Consider the following 21,103-nt stretch of genomic DNA (forward strand, 5'->3'; position numbering starts at 1 on the left):
TATCTCCATTACTTTTTATAAAATAGATTATAGAGTTGTGTCATGGCATCATCAGCATCTACATTCGCAGTGATGCCAAATGGAATTTCTTCCAAATCATAGACTTGGTTGTTCTTTACAGCTTTAAAGTGTTTCCAAATATCATTTTGTTTAAATTCTTTCTGGAACATTTTTTTAACTTCATCGGGCATACCATGTGGGAGTCTCAATATGATATCTGGATTGACGTTAACAAGGTGCTCTGTATTCGAAGAAATATATTGCTTTGAGTGATCTTGAATGACATTTTCTCCCCCAGCAATTTTTACAAGATCTCCAATATAAGATTGATCTGTGGCTACTAAATAACTTCCTGGAATACCCATAAGTATCAGTACTTTAGGATGTTTCTTCTCTTTCGCAACTTTGCTTTCAATATTTGCCTTTACAGTATTAAGATGATCATTCAATTCTTTAGCTTTTTTCTCTCTATTAAATTGCTTCCCTAATTCAGTTATAGATTTTTCCATCCCATTTAGACTGTCATAATCATAGAAATACCCCTTCATATTCAACTGTTTGTAAAATGGTTTCATCTCATCTTTAATCGTAGAAACACTTAATACATGTGTTGGATTTACTTTTTTAACCGCTTCTACACTCGGTTCCATTGGTTGCCCTACTTCAGGTACATTTTTATAGCGTTCTGGTAATTTCTTATATGACGTTGGTTTGCCGACTATTGGCAAATCGAGTTTATCTAGTGTCATTGTTAATGCGACTGTCGTTGGTACGATTCGAAATTCTTTTGTTTGCGCACTGTCTTTCTTTTTATCTTTACCACTAGAGTCACAACCACTTAGTAAAATGATAAATATTATTAAAGTAGTAATTAACCTGGTTATTTTCATTTTTTAGACTCACTCTTTCTATTAACAAAATATGTAGCTATTAGTACTAATAATGCCAATAAAATTAGTGAACCTAAAATCACATATGTCTTTGTATGATGCGAAGGTTTCATTTCTTTAAATTCCTTTTTAGGTTGAGGTTTCTTATCGGCATCTCTATTGAAATTCGGATTTGGTTTATCTTTTTTACTTTGAAAAGGATTTAACTGAGTTTGATGACTTGGTTTAGACTTTGTGTGAGTATTTCCAAATGAAGGTGTCATTGGAAAATGATTGTTAGTAGTTATTGCGTTAGAATTACCCATACTATCTTTGAACAATTGATGTTGATTTTCGGGCTTTAATGTTTCTTGAGAAATAGGTTTCTTTTGTTTTGAACTTACATTATCTTCTGGAATTAAAGTTTGGTTAGACAAAACGTCTGAATTTTTCTCAACATTATTATTTTCATCAAATTTTTTACTATTTAAATTGCAATCTTTATCGTCACATGTATTTACTTCGTTTTTATGATCAATTTTCAATTTATCTTTATTAGTCATAACGATGTACGTCACGTAATGATGGTCATATTTTAATGAAGGTATATTGATATGGATACGAGACTTTATTTCTTCTTTTATGTCATTGATAGGCATACGTATGGTTATAGTATCTTTGTCTTTATCCTCATCAATTGTAGTTATTTTTAATTCTTTATTTTTTTGATAAAAGTGAAAACTCTGCCACCATTTTCTATTTAGAATCGTTATTTCGAAATAGGTTTTCCCTTCGATATTCACTAAAAATCCAGGATGTTTAACATAGTCGTTCATGTGCGAAGGTTCCTTATCATTTTGACGTCGCACATAAAATTGCACAGCTTGTTTCTTTATATCTTTATCATTATGTATAGTGGTATCAGTCTTACCATTTTTTATTTTTCTTTCTATATAAGAATTGGCTGATGATTGAGTCTCATCATCAGCCTTAGCTAGATATGTGTGATTTTCATTTATTAAAGTTACGCATAAAGTCAAAGCGATAATAAAGTTTTTCGCCTTTATACGGCCCCATTGATTCATTATTGGTTACCTTTTTTCAACTTAAATGTCATAACTGAAATTGTAATCAATGCAAATAAAGAAACAATTGGAATCAAATATGTATATGTTGGAATTCCACCACTAGTTTGAGGATTTTCTACATTGGATTTATCTTGCACGATATTTGGTGAGCCAGTAGCTCCCGAATCTTTCCCATCAAATTTAAAAGTAATATTGTAATGATGATCATATTTAAAAGGTTTACCATTTACTGGTTCATTAATATAAACAGAGATTGTACCATTCACTTTACCTGAAGCTTTGCTTAGTTCAAATTCTGACGTTCTAATATCTTTACTGGCATCTTTATTAATGATTTTTTCTTTGTGACCATCAATACTCATTCCAGTAATCCAATGACTATGATTGACTGTAATTTGCAGTACCTTTTTACCATCTTTTTCAATTAATTTTGCTGGCTTTTCAAAATAATCATTCGCCATTGAAGTATCATTCGTATTATATTTGAGAACTTCGAAATTGATTGATTTCCCTTCAGCCGCATGACTTACATTTGGAACCCAACTAAATAAAAATATAAATAAAACTAGGATAAAACTTAGTGATTTATATGTCACTTTCAATTCAAAAACCTCCATGAGAGTGATGAATGTAAACACTTTCCACTCTAATTCTTGTTAAAAGAATAAATGATAATAGTTATCAATGTCAACAAAAATTTGATAATATTTTTAATTAGTTGTTTAATGCTTGTAAAATATGCTAATATATTGTTTGTCCATTATCATTTGATAATGCTCTATTTCACTCTAATTCTATAACTTCTCAAAACACAACTGAGAGAACTACTTATCAAAGGAGAGAAAAGTTATGAACAAACCTAATCATTTTTCTAACAACACCCCCACAAAGAAAAATCATTACTCAATCAGAAAATTTACAGTTGGTACTGCCTCAATTATTGTAGGTTCATTCTTATTCTTCGGACAAGCACATGCTGAAGAAAATCCTCAAGGTACGACTGGTACTGGTTTCCAAAGAGAAACTGTAGGAACAGTTGAAACAACTGGTCAACCTGCTGCTGGTAATCCTGGAACAGCTACACCTGCTCAAGGCGCTCAAAACGATCAAAATAATCAAGCTGGCGGAGCACAAACAGGTACACCTAATAATGCGCAAGATACTGGTGCACCTGCTCAAGCTAAACCAGAAGCAGGAACAACTCCAGCAGGCAATCAAGCTGAACAAAATGCTGGTACACCTCAAAATAATCAAGCAGACACTACAGTAACGCCTGCTCAAAGTGCTGGTCAACAAGGTCAAGGTACACCAGGAGCTGATCAAAACGCTACTACTGGTCAACAAACTGGTACAGCTGCTCAAGGTGCTGATACTAAACCAGGTGAAAATGGTGCTGGAACTGCAGTAACGCCTGCTCCAACAACTGGTAATAACAATCAACAAGATCAAGCCGGAGCAACAGGAGGCACTCCAGCTAAACCTGATACTACTGCAGGTCAAGACACTGCTAAACCAGGTAACACTGACGCAAGTCAAACTCCAGGTAACAACCAACAAGGTCAAGATACTACACAAGCTGGCGCATCAAAACCTGATGCTTCTACTCCAAATACAAATGCTGAAGCTAAACCTACGCCAGGCACACAAGGTCAACAAACAGATCAAAACAATCAAGCTGGCGCTGGTACTACAGTAACGCCTGCCCCTGAAAATAATACTCAAGCTGGTCAAGGTGCAACTGGAACTCCTGCCCAAGGTACTGAAGCTAAACCGGGTAATGACCAAAACGCAGGTACTGGTCAACAAACTGGTACGCCTGCTCAAGGTACTGAAACTAAACCGGGTAATGATCAACAAGGCCAAGGTGCAACCGGAACTGGTACACCTGAAAACACTAAACCAGGTGAAAATGGTGCTGGTACTACAGTAACACCTACTCCAGGTGAAAATGCAGGTCAAACTAAACCAAATGGTCAAGAAAATCAAGAAAAACCAGGTGCACCTGAAACCGATCAAAATGCTGGTACTGGTCAACAAACTGGTACGCCAGACCAAAATAACGCTGGAGACACTACAGTTAAACCACCTACTGCTCCTGATCAAGGTACTGAAGCTAAACCTGATACTCAAACTAAACCTGATGCAACTACACCAGACCAAAATGGTACTGGCGCACCAGGACAAGACGCTGGTACTAAACCTGGTACTACTCCTGACCAAACACCTGGTAATACAGAACAACAAGGTCAAGGCGGTACTCAAACAGGTACAACTACACCTCAACCGGGTACAACACCAGATCAAAACAACCAAGCTGGTGCTGGTACTACTGTAACACCTGCTCCTGAAAATAATACTCAACCTGGTCAAGGTACTGAGACTAAACCAGGTACTGACCAACAAGGTCAAGGTACGCCTGACAACACTAAACCAGGTGAAAATGGTACTGATAATACAGTAACACCTACTCCAGGTGAAAATGCAGGTCAAACTAAACCAGATGGCCAAGAAAAACCAGGTACGCCTGGAACTGATCAAAATGCAGGTACAGGTCAACAAACTGGTAAGCCTGATGAAAATAACGCTGGAGATACTACAGTTAAACCACCTACTAAACCTGATCAAGGCACTGAAGCTAAACCTGATACTCAAACTAAACCAGGTACTACAACTCCAGATCAACATGACCAATTAGGTGCTGGTGTTAAACCAGGTACAGGTACAGATCAAAATACTCAAGTTAAACCAGATGATGAACACAAACCTGATACTCAAACTAAACCTGATACTCAAACTAAACCAGGTACTACAACTACTCCTGATAAAAATGACACTGACGACCAAGATGTTAAACATCACGTAACAACTGTCGGCGATCACAAAACAACAACTACAAATGTTAAAAAAGAAAAAACTGAATTACCTGATACTGGTGTAAGTAATGAAGCTGCTTATACTACAACTGTGTTCGGTACAATCTCTTTAGCATCTGCACTACTTCTATTCAGAAGACAAAGAAAATCATCTAAATAGTTAGATAATCATAGAGACGAGTTAATCATTTGAAAGATTAGCTCGTCTTTTTATTTGGCGTAATATAATAATAAAATAATATAAAAACTATTCACTTAATTTTCAGTTAGTGTATAATATCTATGTATTAATTGATAAATGCTATCAATTGAAAAATTACATAGGAGTTGTTAACAACATGAAAAAACAGCATAGTAAAGATACTTTTATTTTTAAGAATAACTTTTCAATTAGAAAACTTAAATTTGGTGTAGCTTCAATCACTTTAGGTTCAGCACTTATTATCGGTGCTCATCAAGAAGTTAAAGCCGATGAAAATTCAGGAAACCAAAATGATAATGTATCTACAAATCAAAATGTTCAAAATAAAGATCAATCAACTCAACAAGTACAAAACCAACCTAAAAATACATCAGCTACACAAAATTCAAATACTCAAAATACTCAACCTACTACTGTTCAAGACCAAAACGCTCAAGCTAACAATAAAAAAAGCGATTCTTCACAATCAGCTGAGCTTTCAGAATCATTAAATTTCCAAGTTCAAAAAGATAAAACGAATGAAGTTTCTCACATGGATCAATACGTTCAACATCCTGGTAAAGTAATTAAGAAAAATGATAAATACTATTTCCAAATTACGCTAGAGAATGCTTCTTGGTGGAAGAGTTTCCAATTTTTTGATGAAAGTGAGACAGAATTACCTACTACAGTGGTAGATGATAATACTGAAAAAGACACTAAAACAGTTAACATAGAAGTAACTCCTGGTATGAATAATATTATTAGTAAAGTACATATTGTAATACCTGCATTAAAATATGATCACGAATATACAACACATATTGAATTAGAAAGTGTCATTCCTACTATTGAGGATCCAGAACCAACAACTCCTCAAGAGCAACCTAAACAAAATGACACTACCCAAGATCAACAACCTGCTTCTGATAAAACTGAAAGCTCTACTCCTGAAAAACCATCAACTTCAGTAAGCAATACTGAGACTCAAAAACAAGATACAAAAGTTGACGCACAGTCTAAGCAAGATGAAACATCTAAAAATCAACAACCTGCTACTGATAAGACTGAAAGTTCTACTCCTGAGAAACCATCAACTTCAGTGAACGATACTAAGTCACAAAAACAAGATGTTAAAGCTGAAACACCGTCTGAAACAGGTAAAAAAGAAGACAATAAAGTTGAAAAACCTACAACAACTCAAACTGACATTACTTCTAAACAAAACAAAACGACTACTAACCCTTCTGAAAAGGATAGAAAGGATAAAAAAGACAAACAACCTAAAAAAGATAAGAAAGTCAAACAACCTAAAAAAGATGTTAAAAATCCCGTTACAGGTGGCAAAACAGGTAAAGATTCTGGTAAAGAAGGTAAGAATGGTAAAGGTGACGATAAAGACCGTAAAGGTGTTAAGAAAGAGAAAGGTAATGATAAAGACTATAAAAATAATCAAGTTTCAAAAACAGACACTGTAAAAGATTCTAAAGTTAATAAAAATGATAGTGATTCAAAATCTACAAATGAATTACCTCAAACTGGTTCTCATAAAGAATCTAATAACGGCGTAATATTTAGTCTAATTGCACTATTCTCATCATTATTCTTTATTAAAAGAAAAAGTAATAAAAATATTTAATATTATTTAGACCACTATAACAAGTACATCATTAAGCGATGTACTTGTTTTTTAATTGTACAAATAAAAATATAAAATATTTTAAAAATACTATTCAATTTAAAAATAAATAGTGTATAATAATCCTAAGCTAATTGATAAGGTTTATCATTTAGAAATCTATCTTAGGAGTTGTTAACAACATGAACAAACATCAGAAGAATCATACACTAAGGTATGCCAATTACTTTTCCATTCGTAAATTAACAGTTGGCGTAGCTTCAATCACATTAGGAACTGCCCTCTTCCTAAGTTCAAGTCACGATGCACAAGCAGCAGAAAATTCATCTATTCAATCAGATACTAAGACAACAACTACTACTGGTCAAAACAGCGATGGTACATCCCCTACTGGAACAGCTACAACGACTGGTACGTCTAATCATAAAAACCAAGCAGATTCATCGCAAAACCAAAACAACATTCAACCATCGACTACACCAACAAACAATTCAAGTTCACAAACAACAACGAAACCTAACAGCCAATCAGACAAAAAGATTACCGCTAAGGACTATCAAGCTACAACTTACAAAAATCTTTACGACGATGTAGTCTACGATAAAAATAAATTACATAAAGAACTTCCACTCTTTGTAAGTGGTCACTTTAGAAATGCGATGAATAATGAAGAAACTTCTCTTTATGAGGGGGCGCTGAATCCTAACGTTAAAATTGAAAAAGTAAATGATTTATATAAATACACTGTACGTTTACACCCTGGGATTGCAGATGTAGGTGGCGAATTTTATGACTTTGACCTTTTCAAAATGGAGTACAAAGACCAACCATTAGAATTAAGAACAATCAATGAGAAGAATAGAATTAAAGAATTCTCTGTAACTTCAAAAGATTTATTAGAAAAAATTCAACTTACTGGTACAACTAAATATCCGGAAAATGTTAATAATCCAAGTAAAGGTCGAGATCAAGCACATGACGTAACACTTCAATTGTATTATGACAGTGCTCGAAAATTTAATGACGCACTATGGAACGACCCTAAAGAAGTACCATCAAAGCCAGCTAAACCGGCTAAAACTGCATCTTCTACAACACAAACAAAACTAGCAAATCAAACTACAACATTGACTCAATCATCTGTAGCAGATCATGAAGTTGAAGCAAACAAAGTTCCTAATGCATATCCAGTTACAATTCAAGGTGAATTAAAATATCAAAAAGATAATTCTCAAACTTCTACTTATGCTAATTTGTTTGAAAAAGATGTCAAAGTCGAAAAAGATGGAGACAAGTACAAATATACTTTTAAAGTAAAAGAAGCAAACGGTAATACACTTATCACGAAGAGAACGAAGTATCAATTCTCTAAAATTACTCACAACGGTGAAAATGTACTATTAACTGAACAAGCTGATAAAGTGAAAGAAGCAGTTTTAACTACGGATAAATTATTAGATAAAATTCAACTTAAAACAACTGTAGTTTCTAAATATGACAAAGCTGGTAATGAAGTAGATACTACCCTTGATCTCGACTTTCCTATTGTGGAAAAACCGCAGACCGATACTACTAACAATGCAACTACAAATACAACTGAAGTCACTCCAGTCAAAACAGAGTTTGAAAATGCAACACCAACGCCTACAGTATTAAAAGATGAAAAAGCCGTTGATTTCTCTGTTCTAAAGAGCTTAAAAGATCAACCGTCAGTAATGGAGAATTATATTCAAAAACCTTTCAAAGTAGCCGTTGATGAAAAAGGTAATCAACTTGTTGTTCTTACATTAAACAATGATTCTTATTGGAAAGAATTTAAAGTTGAAGGTACACGTGTAACAACAATTGCTAAAGATAAAGAACATGATACACGTACTATCACGTTCCCTTACGTAGAAGGTAAGAAAGTCTATCAGGCGTTTGTAAGCGTTGAAGTACCTAAAATCGGTTATAAAGGAAATTACAAAATTAGAATTGTAAATAATAATCCGAAAAAAGAGCCTGAGAAAGTACCTGAGAGAATCCCGAATAAAGAACCTGAGACACCACACATGAAGGATCCGAATAAGACACCAACTACACCAACTACACCAACTCACAAAAAGGAAACAATCAAAATTACTAAAAAAGACGAGACAAAAGTAAAAGGTAAAAAGACTACTAATGATGACACGTCTATCACTAAAGATAAAAAGCATGAAACTAAACATCAATCTGATAAATCTAAAACGTTACCTAATACTGGTGCTGATACAACTACACCAACAATTTGGGCAAGTGTATTATCATTCTTCGCAGGTGTATTACTGTTAAAATGTCAAACACGTAAAAGTAATAAAAAACACTAATTTCATAAAGCATTCATCATAACTTGATGATGCACAATGACCTACAGTTACCTCTATCTAAAGCTGTAGGTCATTCTTATAAATGGATATAAAAAAATCCAACAACCTCATATAGATTGTTGGATAAAAATAAATAAATTCTATATTATTTAGAAACGATTTCTTCACCATTGTAAGAACCACAGTTTTTACATACACGGTGAGATAATTTGTATTCGCCACAGCTTGGGCATTCAGTCATACCAGGTACTGAAATTTTGAAATGCGTACGGCGTTTATTTTTTCTAGTTTTAGACGTTCTTCTTTTTGGTACTGCCATGATTAATCCTCCTTAGAATAGACACTTAATTCAAAATGTCAGTTCAATTAATATTATTATATCATTAATTAAACTGCTATTGCTCTTTATCGTATAATTGTTGTAATTTCTGAAGCCTTGGATCAACTTGCTTACTTTCAGAATCATCATTATCTTGTTCTTGTTGAACTTCAATCAATTGATCTTCATCAATGACTTCCCAACCATTACCTTCTGTTAGCATATGATTGCTATTTTCAGAGAAGGCGCGCATAGGCTTTTCAATAATTACAAGTTCTTCAGCAATGTCTTTAATATTAATCATACCGTCGGAAACAAGATGATAATGTTCATCTTCTTGATCTTCACTGTCGATATAATCATTATAGCCCTCTAAGTCAAAAACTTCTGAAGTTGTTACATCTAACGGCACTTCAACTGGTACGAGTGTACGTGCACAAGGCATCGTATACGTTCCAGTCACATGCATATCAGCAATGACTTCATTGGATTTCACTGTTAATTGGCCTTCAACATTTATTTCTGATAGATCAATTAAATCTAATGATTCTTTCAAATGATCAAAATGAGCCGTTTGGTTAAACTCAAATGGCTTACCTTGATACTTTCTTAATTGTGTTATTGACCATTTCATATGGCTTCACCTCTAACAAGCACAAAATTTATTTTAACTTTCCCAACAAAAGTTGTCAAGATTTTTTCTTAACATATATAGTTCTGTTACAATACTAATGATGAATACTGAAAGGACGAATTGCAAATGAAAAGTGTTGGCCTCATTACTGAATATAATCCTTTTCATAATGGGCATTTATATCATGCTCAACAATCTAAACAACGCTCTAATTCAAATGTAACAATTGCGTTGATGAGTGGCAACTTTGTTATGCGTGGTGAACCTGCCATCTACAATAAATTCACTCGAACTGAAATGGCGCTCACAGGCGTTGATTTAGTGGTTGAACTTCCGCTTCTCGCTAGCCTATCTTCGGGTGATACTTTTGCGGAACTGGCTGTGAAAGTGGCGCAATACCTTGATATCGATACCATTTCTTTTGGAAGTGAAAGTGCAGATTTGAATGATCTTCAACAACTTGCAGATCAAATTTCAACTTTAGAAAGTCATGCTAATTTTAAAAGTAAACTTAAAGAAGGCAAGAGTTATCCTCGTATATTAAGTGAACTCACGGATAGCCATGAACTCTTACAATCCCCTAACAACTTGCTAGGAATGAGTTACCTTAAAGCAATCAATCAATTCGCGCCTCAAATAGAAGCGATGACAATTAAACGAGAAGGTTCACATCATCACCATTCAGAAATAACGCATCATCAATTTGCGAGTGGTACATCGATACGTCAGTCTCTGCTACAGGGAAATCATCATTGGCGAAACGTCGTTCCACAAGTAGCTCATAATTTATATAAATCACCACATGTTTCAGCAGAAGATACATTTCCGTTCATTAAATATCAATTAACCGTGCAACATCAAGAAGACTTGAAATCCATATATAATATAAATGAAGGATTTGAAAATCGATTGAAATCAATGATTCAACAGAGTCATTCATTTAAAGCGTTTATGCAGAATCTTAAAACTAAACGTTACACTTATACACATATTCAGCGCATTCTTATGACCATATTATTGAATATAAAGTCTCAAGATGTACATAAAGATACACATGCTGTAAGAATATTAGGAATGAACGACGTAGGTAGATATTATTTAAAACATTTAAAAAATAAATTTCCTGAACGTCAATATATTACCAATATTAACCAAAAAAATGCCCACTATTTCCAAAATGAAATTAAAGCAACACACGTGTATAATTTAATGAGTCATCAAACACAAACCGATTTCAATACACCCATCATACGTAAATAAAACCATTTCAACCCGAACCATACAGCAATTTCAATAGTTATTGATTGCAAAGCTGGTACACGTTGAAATGGTTATTTTTTAAACATCAAACTTGTCTTTTAGCGCCTTCTCTACATGTGGCGGCACGAAAGCTGAAATATCCGCTTTATACGCTGCTACTTCTTTAACAATGCTTGAACTAATAAACGAATATTTAGTACTCGTCATCATATACATCGTTTCAATGTCACTATTCAGTTTTTTATTCATCGACGTCAATCGCAACTCGTATTCAAAATCACTGACCGCTCTAAGACCTCTAATAATTGTCTTAGCTCCAACTTGATCACAGAAATCGACGAGTAATCCATTAAAATGATGAACTTCAACATTCGATAAATGTTGGACTGAATCTTTGATTAAATCTATTCGTTCTTCTGAATCAAATGTTCCACCTTTGCTGCTATTCTTTAACACACAAACATGAATCTCATCAAAGCGATCGGCACTTCGTTCTATAATGTCTAAATGACCGTATGTAATAGGATCGAAACTACCGGGAATAACTGCTCTTGTCTTACTCATATTATTCTCCTTTTTCAAGTAACAAAGTATCTGTTAAACCATAATGATAACGCTTAATCAATTGGAATGGCTCATATTGAATATCCTCATGATTACTAAACTCACAAACGATAATACCATTTTCTTTTAATAAATTAAACTCCGAAATTCTCTCAATCGCCTCATCTATGAGTCCCTTTTTATATGGTGGATCTAAGAAGATGATATCAAATTGTATCTCTCGTTTAGCGAGTGCTTTAAGCGCTCTATCAGCATTGTTCTTATAAACTTCAGCTTGTGACATGAGATCTAATTGGTTTAAATTCGCTTTTATCACTTTGACTGCTTTAAAGTTTTGATCTACGAAAATGACTTTCTCCATACCACGTGACAATGCTTCTATACCAAGGGCACCGCTTCCTGCAAATAAGTCTAACCCCAAACCTGAAACCTCGTGCAAACTATTAAAGATGCCCTCTTTTACTTTATCCATAGTTGGACGGGTATTTCGCCCTTCAAGACTTTCTAAACCTTTACTTTTATGTTTTCCTGCTATTACACGCATTTGCTCACACTTCCATTTCAATAGGTTATTTAATATAATTTGTTGTAACAAAGGAGAATGATAATCTTATGAAACAATCTTTTATCAAAATCGGAGAAGGTTTAACCGACTTGTTCGAATTCACTACGCTCATCGAGTATAATCATCCCCGAATTAATCGCATCATTTACTTTCATTCACCGCAATCTGAGAAACAATTATCCTCAGTAGCAATGGTTATGAATCCAACATCTGGCAATCATTTTCAAGCGATGTACATCATGGTTAATGCCCTTAACTATCCTTATCCAGATGGTAACAAGAAATTCGACATCATCAATACAGAAGCTGAAAAGTACGATATCCCAGTCGTCGGCATTGATGTACAACCGCCCGAGACCTATCCTGACTTAGATTTATACTTTAACTATCTTATCAGTGTCTTACGTCTCCAACGCTGGATTCCACCTTTACAATAAACGATATTTTCTTAAAGCATTTCATGTTTTTCTTTCTCATACGTTTTCTTTAGAAATTTATAAGGTGATCCGTCGATAGCGCGAACGTATTTAAGTTGCATCAATTTATGAACAATACTATCAGCATCCGCTTCGTCAACATACATGACGACATATTTTCTTTGTTTATTTGAATGAACTATATGTCCATATTTTCTAATTTGACGTTCATGCTTAATATGCTTTAAATAAATAATTAAACTTACTCTAGGAATTAAATTCATATCTCGCTCACTCCATTATTTATACATTTGTAATCATATCACGTCTGTGTGCGTATTGAAATCACTATGACACTTCTCTGAGTGTTGTTTATTTATACTATTTATAATTTTATTTTTGGAAAATGAATATCCTCATCAACTATGACACGATATCGATATGATTTAATATTAGGATAATATTTGTTAAGCTAATTCTATTAAAAACGAGGAGGCTCACATATGAGTAACACTAAAAAATGGTTGATTAATGGTTCCTTAGCTACAGCTGGGATACTTGGCAGCTTATTCTACTTCAATAAGAATAAATCACCAAAAGAAGTCAAAACAATCCCTGCATTCTTCTCTGGTCAAGCACCCTACTTATTTGCGCATAGAGGTGGCATGGCCGTTCGACCTGAACAAACACAATTAGCATTTGACAATGCTGTGGAACACGGATTAGATGGTTTTGAAACGGATGTACGTTTAACTCAAGACGGTAAATTAATCGTCTTTCATGACGCACTTGTCGACCGTACGACCAATGGTTCAGGTAAAGTGAGCGAACATACATTAGCAGAATTGAAACAATTAGATGCAGGGTATCATTTTACAGATATTAATGGGGATACACCATATCGTAACCACCCTCATGCTAAAATTCTTTCATTTGAAGAACTACTTGAAATGTATCCAAATATGTATATCAATGTAGATTTAAAAGACGCTCCAAATACGTACGAAGGACGTCTCGCTCCTGAAATCATGTACAACAATATTGTTAAACACCAAGCACAAGACCGTGTGCTAGTCACAAGTTTCCATAAAACTCAAATCCAACGTTTTGTCGAATACAGTAAAGGAGAAATAGCAGTCGGTGCAAGCCAAGCTGAAGTTGCTGAAGGCTTCATTAAATTTAATAGCATGCTTGGAAACACTTTTACTCCACAAGCAGATACGTTTCAAATGCCAACAGAATTTAAAGGCATTCCATTGACCTCTAAACGCTTTATTGATTGGCTAAATCTTAATAATATCGTACCAGGTTTCTATGGCATTAATAGTATTGATTTAATGACAGACTTGTATCATAAAGGCGTTCATACCATAGTCACTGACCGCCCTGACCTAGCAAAGCAATTTAAAGAAACCTTACTTAAAAACTAAAACTGCATGAGGCAGGAACGGAAATATAATTTTGCAAAATTATATTTATTGTCTCACACCCAACTTGCATTGTTTACGGAATTTCTTAAAAAAGAAATTCTCTATGTTGGAGCCCAAGATGGCTACGATTGAAAGAACATTATATATGCGCACTTTCAATTCAACCATCTACAGCCAATTTGTTAAAAAGTACTGAGATAATAAATGATGCCTCAACCTCAGATCGATAATGAGATATGAAGTAAAATGATGTGCACCCCTAACTCTCTTTAGAAGTGCACATCATTTTTGTTTTATATTTTAATGTACGGTTAAAACCAGAAAAATGCCGGAGGGTCTGCTTCATATTTTGATTTATCTAGATGTTCTTTCTTGATAATCTCATCAATATTTATCGAATCGCCTGTCTCTTCATTTTTTAATAACTTCCCAAAAGTCTTAGGATTATAGATTAAATCACCTATAAATTGAAGATTATCTACAGTAGATATTTGAGCTTTGAAATGATATTTTTTATTTTTATTAATATAACCACTTACAAAGTAAGCTCCCGTCGGATTCTTTCTAAATGAAGTTACATGCATAGTGTTATAATTTTTTAGATTGTATTTGAAATATAAATTTATGCGTTCCTCTTGAGTTTCTATGTAATTTTCTTTCTTATTTTTATGCATAATGTATCCTATAGTTAAACAAATGATTGCAGCTATAACGATGAGAAGGATTATTTTATTTTTACTATTTTTCATTGATAACCTCTCTTTTTAATATATTTTCAGGATATTATATCTCAGGAAAATAACAAAAATGATAATCAAAAAATAAAAAACAATGGTGGATATGCTTCATATTTTGATTTATCTAAATGCTCTTTTTTGATTATCTCATCAGGTTTCCACTGATTTTTAGATTCATTTTCTTTAAATAGCTTTTTTAAAGTTTTACCATTATAACTAATTCTTCCATTAAATTGAAAATTACTATCATAAGAAACAGTTGCGCTAAAATTGTAATCTTTATCATGATTAACATAACCATAGAAAAAGTATCCTCCCATTGGATTTTTTTCAACTTTAACAATCTTCATAGAGTCATACTTTTTTAGGTTATATTTAAAATATAGGTCTATTCTTTTTTCTTGGGTTTCTATAAAATTATCTTTCTTATTTTTATGCAAAATATATCCTATAGTTAAACAAATGAGTACAGTTAAAACTGAGCAAAGGAGTATTTTCTTTTTCTTATTTTTCATAAATAACTTCCTTTTGTAGATTTTCTAATTAGAACATAAAGATTTTGAAAGTAGAAAAATACATTACCGATAATCAGTAAACAATTATAGATATACTTCAAATTACAATCTAACGAAATTAATCAAACTCCCTATATGTTTATAAAAGTTACTCCAAGCCTCAAATCTATTAAATTTTAAAATATTAAACAAATTAAAAATGTTTCCATATTATTAATTTATAATAAATTAATGTGCACCACTAAAGTTGGATTTTTATATAACTTTGTGTGTGAACATCAGTTCTTATAATATTTCTAAAACCATATAAATAATGGTGGATTAGCTTCGTACTTTGTTTTATCTAAATGTTCTTTTTTGATTATTTCGTCAGGTTTCCACTTATTCTTTGGTTCTTCCTCTTTAAATAACTTTCCCAAAGTTTTGGGATTATAGTTTATCATTCCATTATATTGATTATTATCTTCAATAGACAAGAAAGCTTTAAAATCATAATCTTTCTTACCATTGACATAACCATCTATAAAGTAGTCTCCCATTGGATTCTTTTCAACTTTAGTTATTTTCATAGAAGTATATTTTTTTAGGTTATATTTAAAATATAAATCAATTCTACTTTTTTGAGCTTCGATATAATGATTCTTTTTACTTACATGGGAAATATATCCTACAGCTGTTAATATTGTCATAATTAAGATTATGAACAACAGTGTTTTCTTTCGCATTAATAATCTCTCTTTTCTATTTTAAGTTAGCTAATATAGAAATCAAAACTATAAAATTATATTAATTAAAACCAGAAAAATGCCGGAGGATATGCTTCGTACTTTGTTTTATCTAAATGTTCTTTCTTGATAATTTCATCAGTATTTATCGAATCTGCTCCCTCTTCATTTTTAAACAACTTCCCAAAAGTCTTAGGATTATAAATAAAATCACCTTTAAACTGAAGATTATCTGTAGTCGATATTTTAGCTTTGAAATGATATTTTTTATTTTTATTAACATAACCACTTATGTAGTAAGCTCCCATCGGATTCTTTCTAAATGAAGTTACATGCATAGAGTTATAATTTTTTAGATTATATTTGAAATATAAATTTACGCGTTCCTCTTGAGTTTCTATGTAATTATCTTTCTTATTTTTATGTAGAGTATATCCTATAGTTAAACAAATGATTGCAGCTATAACGATGAGAAAGATTATTTTCTTTTTACTGTTTTTCATTCAAAACCTCCGTTTTTAGGATTTTTAAGTAATACTTAATGTCTTAGAAATGGCATAAAATACATTATTATAAAGCAAAAAATAATGGAGGTTTAGCTTCGTATTTTGTCTTATCTAAATCATGTTTTTTTATAATGTCACTTGGATTTAACAAGTTTTTAGGATTATCCTTCTTGAATAATTTTCCTAGAGTTTTAGGATTGTACCCAATATCCCCATTAAATTGATAATTATTCATGTCTGTTATTAAAGCATGAAAATAAAACTTCTTATTATTATTTATATAACCCTTAACAAAATACCCTCCCATTGGATCTTTTTTAAAACTAGTAGTTTTCATGGACTTATAATTATTAATATTGTATTTGAAATATAAATTTATGCGTTCCTCTTGTGTTTCTATGTAATTTTCTTTCTTATTTTTGTGCAAAATATATCCTATAGTTAAACAAATAATTACAGCTAAACCAATGAGAAAGATTGTTTGCTTTTTCTTATTTTTCATAAATGACCTCTAATTCAAATTGGGTTTCCATTCATATATTAGTTAAGTTTTAATATAATGTTTCCTTTTATATAATTTCCAAATATAAAAACATATCATTATTATTGGTACTATATGTATTAATATAACACTAATCTTTTTCCTATACTATACTTCTAATAGAACTCAAATATTATAATTACAAAAATCCCATAATATTTTTATTATTTGTTTAACGAGGCTACTCATTACCTATACCTACAAATAAGGTATTTCAGGTTAAATATAACAATTAGAAAAGAAATAATAGAATATCATCTTCGTACAATGAGTTTTCTATTCTTACTATTAATCTTAATTACTTAGTTTTTGTAAATTTGTTATTTCTAATCTAGCTCAATTGTCAAAATGTATTACTAGCAATTAAAACACTCGTTTACTTCTTAATGCTTTAAAGCAAATAGCAAATCTCATTTACCTCTAATTCCAATAATAAAAAACACTTTCGATGGGGGCTTCATTTGTCTACCATCGAAAGTGTTTTTATAGTTAAATTAAGTTTTTATATCATCTCATCTGTTCTCAACCATTATAATGAACAGTTACATGAACCACCTGTTGCGCATCCGTTATGTCCTGTTTGGAAGAACGGGTTGCCTGCTTCAATTTTCACATTTTCAGAAACTGCAAATGCTATTTTTGTTACTACTTCATCGATTAGGTTTTGGAGTGCGACTTCCTTTGTTTTGTACTCCATGACAACTGGAAGCATTTCATATGCACGTTTACGTTGACGTGTTTCCATCATAATTCTTTTATAATCAGGGTGATATTTGCCAAATCTCATAACATCATCGTATTGATCTTTCGACTTTAAGAATGCTTGATAAAGTAAATGTGCTTCATCATCATTTTCCAAATAATCTTTAGCATGTTGATACGATTGATACACCTCTGATTGAACAATCATATCAGAGAGATTTTCTATTTCATCTAAAATTGATAACGTTTCTTCAGTAATCATGTTTTCACCCTTTCGATTTTATTTTTCCAAGAATATTAATGAATAATAATCTTTCATCACTTCGCCACCCATTTCATCATATTTATTATTTAACATACGAGAGCGATGAATGTCAGAGTTCATCCAACTATGAATTAATGTTGGTACATCGTCAAAGTCATACCCAACGTTCTGACTTGTAGATTTATATGTCACATTGTTTTCGTCTAATTGTTGCGTAAGGGCATTCTCAGTAAATTCAACACTATCTGATCCATTGTCTGTGGCTTCATATAGATTAATAGAGGCGATATGTGCAATATCATTATTCGTTTTAAGAGGTTTTAGACCTTTAAGATGTCTCATCTCATTTGTCACTTCGTATAATGTAATCAGCTGATTGGGATTTTGTTCATAAGGAATAGACGCTTGGTCATTTGAACTACTATTTTCTTGCTTATTAATTTTATAGGGTTGAAGTGCTGTTAGTGTATCTGCATCTATAAAGCGTACGGCTAAAATTTTATTTGTTTCTTGATCTGAATACACTTGGGCGTAAATGTTCCCATATTTAATTAATGTTTGTGTCTTCATATCTTCATCGGACATTTCGAATCGATATGTTTTACCCTTTGATTGAATTGTTGGTTCAGGATTAATACTTGTATTTTCAAAAAGATGAGAGGCACTTTCACCAATCTTTAATGGATTCACTTTAACGTTGTCCCCTGTGGCGTACACTGACGTAATGATATCTTTTTTAGTGCTCACAATATAATATTGGTCACTTTTTTTAAATATGTAATTCTTATAGCCATTTTTAAAAGGATATGTTCGATCAGCTTGTCCATAATGTTTTGTCATAAAGTCAATATTCTTACCTATCCATGTTCCAACACCTTGTTTGGGTTTAGGATTTTCAGTATGATTGTTGGACTTCTCAAATTGCTCAGTATGATTACTTTTATTTCCTTTATTCGGGTTCTCTAAGACATCAAATTTGAGACGTGGTGAGTAAAATAAATAAATTAAAAAAGTAATTAAAAAAATGACGCCTACTACTTTGATAACTAACTTTTTCATTTCTCACCCACCTCTAAAGAATTATATTTATTGTACAAAAATATTCTGCTATTTATCAAGACAAGTGGTCATACTTGTCTGACTATTTCATTTTCGTCAAGTTAATTTGGTTTAATTTTAATAAAAAAACTGATAAAACCTCATATGAAGTCTCATCAGTATTGTGAAATAGATTGAACTTGTTTATAAACTAAAGTCCTAATGTTGCTTTAATTAATGACGTTGTTTCTCCACCTGGATAAAGTACATATAAAAGAATGTAAACAGCTACGCCTGTAATCGCAGTGAAGAACCAAATAATTGAAGCAATAGGTCCAATCTTTCTATGAATATTGAATTTATCTTTAAATGCTAAAATAATTTGAATTAATCCTAGCACGCCACCAATCGTAGCTAAATTAATATGGAAAACTAAAAAGATAGTGTAGTAAATCTTCACTGAGTCTGGACCACCGAAAGCGGTATTTCCAATGAAAATTGTTCTACTTGCATAAATAATAAAGAAAGTTAATGCAAAAATTGCTGCCCATAACATGACTTTTTTATGTTTATCAATTTGACGTTTCCAGATTAATCTCCAACCGATAGCGACTAATATCGCACTAATGACAATACATGAAGTACTGATCGTGGGTAAAATGGGTACGCTCATAAGTTTCATCCTTACTTAAGTAATTTTATATCATTTTTATTAATGAAACGACAACAACGAGTACGAAAAATACGACTAAGTAGTTCAATGAATAGATGAACATTTTTGTCGCCCATTTCGTTTGGTCTGAATCCTTTTTGAAGGTTGTAAATCCTAAAGCTAACCATCCTAGGTTGAGTAATGTAGCAATGACTACAAAAGTGACACCTAAGTTTGATAATAAGAATGGTAACGGCAATAAGAATATTAACCAAATAAACATGCTTATTCTCGTACGTTTGAAGCCTTTAACGGATGGTAACATTGGAATATTCGCTAATGAATATTCGTCGCTTCGTTTAATGGCCAATGCGTAAAAGTGAACCGGTTGCCAACAAAATACGACTAAGAATAGTGCAATGGCAGCCAAGCTCATTTGACCATCTATTGCTACCCAACCAATTAATGGCGGTACAGCACCTGGAAAGCTTCCTACAACAGTATTCCAAGTTGTGTGTCGTTTAGACCAAATGGAGTAATAAGAAACATATCCTACGATACCAATTAAACCTAAAACGCCTGATGGCACGTTTAATAAGAATAGACAAGCTTCACCTATTAACATCATCCCGAAGCTTAAAATTAATAAGTTTCTGTCTGAGATTCTATCGTTTACAGTTGGTCTACCTTGTTTGCTAGGCATGATGCTGTCAATATCTTGATCGTAATAGTTATTTAACGCACATGCGCCCCCCATGATTAGGGTAGACCCAACAATCATCATCAATATTTGAGGAATAGACGATAGGAAGGAATGGTTTGTCATTACAACTGCAAGCCAAGCGCCTGCAAATGCAGGAATTAAGTTACCTTGAACGAGACCCATCTTAATAATTTGTTGTAATTCTTTGAAGGTTACACGGCCCGTATCCTGTGACAAAGTTTGATCTTTGTTCATAGTTCCCCTCCTTGAATTTTTCATATAGTACAATGATATAGCAATTTTTATTAAAAGACTAGGTTTTATAAAATTAAATTGTGACACTTTAGCGACATTATAAATCGTCGATTTTGTGACACAATTAAAAATGGTATTCTTGTTATAATAGGTTAAAAGTAAAAATATGTACATTAATCTAAAGTACTGAATCATCAAGTGTCATCACAAGTGTCTCATGAAGTAGTTTAAGGCTTAACTTTGAAGTTAAACTCATCGTTTAATTGATAATAAAGCTA

23 protein-coding genes are annotated in these 21,103 nt (G+C 32.5%); 6 read left to right on the forward strand and 17 right to left on the reverse strand.

What is annotated here, in order from left to right:
* Positions 1-8: 8 nt before the first annotated feature.
* From isdE to isdC, 3 genes are read right to left on the reverse strand one after another with little or no spacing between them, the layout of a single operon-like run.
* Complete coding sequence (isdE, locus tag CD155_RS07535) at positions 9-890, reverse strand: heme ABC transporter substrate-binding protein IsdE (protein WP_103212968.1); 882 nt, start codon at positions 888-890, stop codon at positions 9-11.
* Complete coding sequence (locus tag CD155_RS07540) at positions 887-1,909, reverse strand: NEAT domain-containing protein (RefSeq protein ID WP_180991833.1); 1,023 nt, start codon at positions 1,907-1,909, stop codon at positions 887-889. The genes isdE and CD155_RS07540 overlap by 4 nt, the downstream gene beginning before the upstream one ends.
* A 44-nt stretch (positions 1,910-1,953) precedes the next feature.
* On the reverse strand, positions 1,954-2,559 hold the full coding sequence (gene isdC / locus CD155_RS07545) for a heme uptake protein IsdC (protein WP_103212970.1): 606 nt from the start codon (positions 2,557-2,559) through the stop codon (positions 1,954-1,956).
* Between the two features lie 247 nt (positions 2,560-2,806).
* Here isdC and CD155_RS07550 point away from each other — a divergent pair, with 247 nt between their 5' ends.
* From CD155_RS07550 to CD155_RS07560, 3 genes are all read left to right on the forward strand, one after another.
* On the forward strand, positions 2,807-4,990 hold the full coding sequence (locus CD155_RS07550) for a YSIRK-type signal peptide-containing protein (protein WP_103212971.1): 2,184 nt from the start codon (positions 2,807-2,809) through the stop codon (positions 4,988-4,990).
* Between the two features lie 178 nt (positions 4,991-5,168).
* Positions 5,169-6,650 carry an NEAT domain-containing protein gene (locus CD155_RS07555; RefSeq protein ID WP_103212972.1) on the forward strand — a complete coding sequence of 494 codons (1,482 nt, stop codon included), beginning with the start codon at positions 5,169-5,171 and terminating at the stop codon, positions 6,648-6,650.
* Between the two features lie 182 nt (positions 6,651-6,832).
* Positions 6,833-8,998, forward strand: a complete 2,166-nt coding sequence (locus tag CD155_RS07560) for an NEAT domain-containing protein (protein WP_103212973.1) — start codon at positions 6,833-6,835, stop codon at positions 8,996-8,998.
* Between the two features lie 145 nt (positions 8,999-9,143).
* Here the strand turns inward: CD155_RS07560 and rpmF are convergent, their stop codons facing one another.
* Both rpmF and CD155_RS07575 read right to left on the reverse strand, forming a co-directional pair.
* A complete protein-coding gene (rpmF, locus tag CD155_RS07565) occupies positions 9,144-9,317 on the reverse strand; it encodes a 50S ribosomal protein L32 (RefSeq protein WP_002442221.1) in 174 nt (57 codons plus the stop codon).
* 76 nt (positions 9,318-9,393) lie between these two features.
* Positions 9,394-9,951, reverse strand: a complete 558-nt coding sequence (locus tag CD155_RS07575) for a YceD family protein (protein WP_103212974.1) — start codon at positions 9,949-9,951, stop codon at positions 9,394-9,396.
* Between the two features lie 126 nt (positions 9,952-10,077).
* Here CD155_RS07575 and CD155_RS07580 point away from each other — a divergent pair, with 126 nt between their 5' ends.
* Positions 10,078-11,211: a nucleotidyltransferase gene (locus CD155_RS07580; protein WP_103212975.1), complete on the forward strand. Its 1,134-nt coding sequence runs from the start codon at positions 10,078-10,080 to the stop codon at positions 11,209-11,211.
* A gap of 78 nt (positions 11,212-11,289) precedes the next feature.
* On the opposite strand, the gene coaD is transcribed toward CD155_RS07580, so the two are convergent.
* Complete coding sequence (gene coaD / locus CD155_RS07585; RefSeq protein ID WP_037541352.1) at positions 11,290-11,775, reverse strand: pantetheine-phosphate adenylyltransferase; 486 nt, start codon at positions 11,773-11,775, stop codon at positions 11,290-11,292.
* A gap of 1 nt (position 11,776) precedes the next feature.
* Positions 11,777-12,319: a 16S rRNA (guanine(966)-N(2))-methyltransferase RsmD gene (gene rsmD, locus CD155_RS07590; RefSeq protein WP_103212976.1), complete on the reverse strand. Its 543-nt coding sequence runs from the start codon at positions 12,317-12,319 to the stop codon at positions 11,777-11,779.
* Positions 12,320-12,387: 68 nt separating this feature from the next.
* Here rsmD and CD155_RS07595 point away from each other — a divergent pair, with 68 nt between their 5' ends.
* The gene (locus tag CD155_RS07595) at positions 12,388-12,777 is read left to right on the forward strand and encodes a DUF7147 family protein (protein ID WP_002442215.1); all 390 of its coding nucleotides are present in this window, start codon (positions 12,388-12,390) and stop codon (positions 12,775-12,777) included.
* Between the two features lie 11 nt (positions 12,778-12,788).
* Here the strand turns inward: CD155_RS07595 and CD155_RS07600 are convergent, their stop codons facing one another.
* On the reverse strand, positions 12,789-13,040 hold the full coding sequence (locus CD155_RS07600) for a DUF2129 domain-containing protein (RefSeq protein WP_002442214.1): 252 nt from the start codon (positions 13,038-13,040) through the stop codon (positions 12,789-12,791).
* Positions 13,041-13,259: 219 nt separating this feature from the next.
* Here CD155_RS07600 and CD155_RS07605 point away from each other — a divergent pair, with 219 nt between their 5' ends.
* The gene (locus CD155_RS07605) at positions 13,260-14,186 is read left to right on the forward strand and encodes a lysophosphatidylglycerol phospholipase D (RefSeq protein WP_103212977.1); all 927 of its coding nucleotides are present in this window, start codon (positions 13,260-13,262) and stop codon (positions 14,184-14,186) included.
* A 311-nt stretch (positions 14,187-14,497) separates the two neighbouring features.
* Here the strand turns inward: CD155_RS07605 and CD155_RS07610 are convergent, their stop codons facing one another.
* The 9 genes from CD155_RS07610 to cyoE all read right to left on the reverse strand — a co-directional run bounded on the left by CD155_RS07610 (position 14,498) and on the right by cyoE (position 20,825).
* Positions 14,498-14,935, reverse strand: coding sequence for a DUF1433 domain-containing protein (locus CD155_RS07610; RefSeq protein ID WP_103212978.1), 438 nt, complete (start codon positions 14,933-14,935; stop codon positions 14,498-14,500).
* A 65-nt stretch (positions 14,936-15,000) separates the two neighbouring features.
* Positions 15,001-15,438, reverse strand: a complete 438-nt coding sequence (locus tag CD155_RS07615; protein ID WP_002442209.1) for a DUF1433 domain-containing protein — start codon at positions 15,436-15,438, stop codon at positions 15,001-15,003.
* Between the two features lie 296 nt (positions 15,439-15,734).
* Entirely contained in the window at positions 15,735-16,163 is a 429-nt protein-coding gene (locus CD155_RS07620) for a DUF1433 domain-containing protein (RefSeq protein ID WP_172605837.1), read from the reverse strand.
* Positions 16,164-16,228: 65 nt separating this feature from the next.
* Positions 16,229-16,666 (reverse strand): DUF1433 domain-containing protein, encoded by a 438-nt coding sequence (locus CD155_RS07625; RefSeq protein ID WP_103212979.1) that lies wholly within the window; start codon positions 16,664-16,666, stop codon positions 16,229-16,231.
* 67 nt (positions 16,667-16,733) lie between these two features.
* Entirely contained in the window at positions 16,734-17,171 is a 438-nt protein-coding gene (locus tag CD155_RS07630) for a DUF1433 domain-containing protein (RefSeq protein ID WP_103212980.1), read from the reverse strand.
* 568 nt (positions 17,172-17,739) lie between these two features.
* Complete coding sequence (locus tag CD155_RS07635) at positions 17,740-18,174, reverse strand: YlbF/YmcA family competence regulator (RefSeq protein ID WP_103212981.1); 435 nt, start codon at positions 18,172-18,174, stop codon at positions 17,740-17,742.
* Positions 18,175-18,192: 18 nt separating this feature from the next.
* The gene (locus CD155_RS07640; protein ID WP_002442198.1) at positions 18,193-19,236 is read right to left on the reverse strand and encodes a CAP-associated domain-containing protein; all 1,044 of its coding nucleotides are present in this window, start codon (positions 19,234-19,236) and stop codon (positions 18,193-18,195) included.
* 190 nt (positions 19,237-19,426) lie between these two features.
* Entirely contained in the window at positions 19,427-19,888 is a 462-nt protein-coding gene (locus CD155_RS07645; RefSeq protein WP_037541344.1) for a DUF420 domain-containing protein, read from the reverse strand.
* Between the two features lie 25 nt (positions 19,889-19,913).
* A complete protein-coding gene (cyoE, locus tag CD155_RS07650; protein ID WP_037541341.1) occupies positions 19,914-20,825 on the reverse strand; it encodes a heme o synthase in 912 nt (303 codons plus the stop codon).
* Between the last annotated feature and the right edge of the window lie 278 nt (positions 20,826-21,103).

Source organism: Staphylococcus caprae (assembly GCF_002902725.1).
Taxonomy (GTDB): domain Bacteria; phylum Bacillota; class Bacilli; order Staphylococcales; family Staphylococcaceae; genus Staphylococcus; species Staphylococcus caprae.

What these genes read in the sequence shown, in the direction of transcription:
- isdE (WP_103212968.1), bottom strand. Translation starts at nt 890, where the DNA reads ATGAAAATAACCAGGTTAATTACTACTTTAATAATATTTATCATTTTA.
- CD155_RS07550 (WP_103212971.1), top strand. Translation starts at nt 2,807, where the DNA reads ATGAACAAACCTAATCATTTTTCTAACAACACCCCCACAAAGAAAAAT.
- CD155_RS07555 (WP_103212972.1), top strand. Translation starts at nt 5,169, where the DNA reads ATGAAAAAACAGCATAGTAAAGATACTTTTATTTTTAAGAATAACTTT.
- CD155_RS07560 (WP_103212973.1), top strand. Translation starts at nt 6,833, where the DNA reads ATGAACAAACATCAGAAGAATCATACACTAAGGTATGCCAATTACTTT.
- rpmF (WP_002442221.1), bottom strand. Translation starts at nt 9,317, where the DNA reads ATGGCAGTACCAAAAAGAAGAACGTCTAAAACTAGAAAAAATAAACGC.
- CD155_RS07575 (WP_103212974.1), bottom strand. Translation starts at nt 9,951, where the DNA reads ATGAAATGGTCAATAACACAATTAAGAAAGTATCAAGGTAAGCCATTT.
- CD155_RS07580 (WP_103212975.1), top strand. Translation starts at nt 10,078, where the DNA reads ATGAAAAGTGTTGGCCTCATTACTGAATATAATCCTTTTCATAATGGG.
- coaD (WP_037541352.1), bottom strand. Translation starts at nt 11,775, where the DNA reads ATGAGTAAGACAAGAGCAGTTATTCCCGGTAGTTTCGATCCTATTACA.
- rsmD (WP_103212976.1), bottom strand. Translation starts at nt 12,319, where the DNA reads ATGCGTGTAATAGCAGGAAAACATAAAAGTAAAGGTTTAGAAAGTCTT.
- CD155_RS07595 (WP_002442215.1), top strand. Translation starts at nt 12,388, where the DNA reads ATGAAACAATCTTTTATCAAAATCGGAGAAGGTTTAACCGACTTGTTC.
- CD155_RS07600 (WP_002442214.1), bottom strand. Translation starts at nt 13,040, where the DNA reads ATGAATTTAATTCCTAGAGTAAGTTTAATTATTTATTTAAAGCATATT.
- CD155_RS07605 (WP_103212977.1), top strand. Translation starts at nt 13,260, where the DNA reads ATGAGTAACACTAAAAAATGGTTGATTAATGGTTCCTTAGCTACAGCT.
- CD155_RS07610 (WP_103212978.1), bottom strand. Translation starts at nt 14,935, where the DNA reads ATGAAAAATAGTAAAAATAAAATAATCCTTCTCATCGTTATAGCTGCA.
- CD155_RS07615 (WP_002442209.1), bottom strand. Translation starts at nt 15,438, where the DNA reads ATGAAAAATAAGAAAAAGAAAATACTCCTTTGCTCAGTTTTAACTGTA.
- CD155_RS07620 (WP_172605837.1), bottom strand. Translation starts at nt 16,163, where the DNA reads ATGCGAAAGAAAACACTGTTGTTCATAATCTTAATTATGACAATATTA.
- CD155_RS07625 (WP_103212979.1), bottom strand. Translation starts at nt 16,666, where the DNA reads ATGAAAAACAGTAAAAAGAAAATAATCTTTCTCATCGTTATAGCTGCA.
- CD155_RS07630 (WP_103212980.1), bottom strand. Translation starts at nt 17,171, where the DNA reads ATGAAAAATAAGAAAAAGCAAACAATCTTTCTCATTGGTTTAGCTGTA.
- CD155_RS07635 (WP_103212981.1), bottom strand. Translation starts at nt 18,174, where the DNA reads ATGATTACTGAAGAAACGTTATCAATTTTAGATGAAATAGAAAATCTC.
- CD155_RS07640 (WP_002442198.1), bottom strand. Translation starts at nt 19,236, where the DNA reads ATGAAAAAGTTAGTTATCAAAGTAGTAGGCGTCATTTTTTTAATTACT.
- CD155_RS07645 (WP_037541344.1), bottom strand. Translation starts at nt 19,888, where the DNA reads ATGAGCGTACCCATTTTACCCACGATCAGTACTTCATGTATTGTCATT.
- cyoE (WP_037541341.1), bottom strand. Translation starts at nt 20,825, where the DNA reads ATGAACAAAGATCAAACTTTGTCACAGGATACGGGCCGTGTAACCTTC.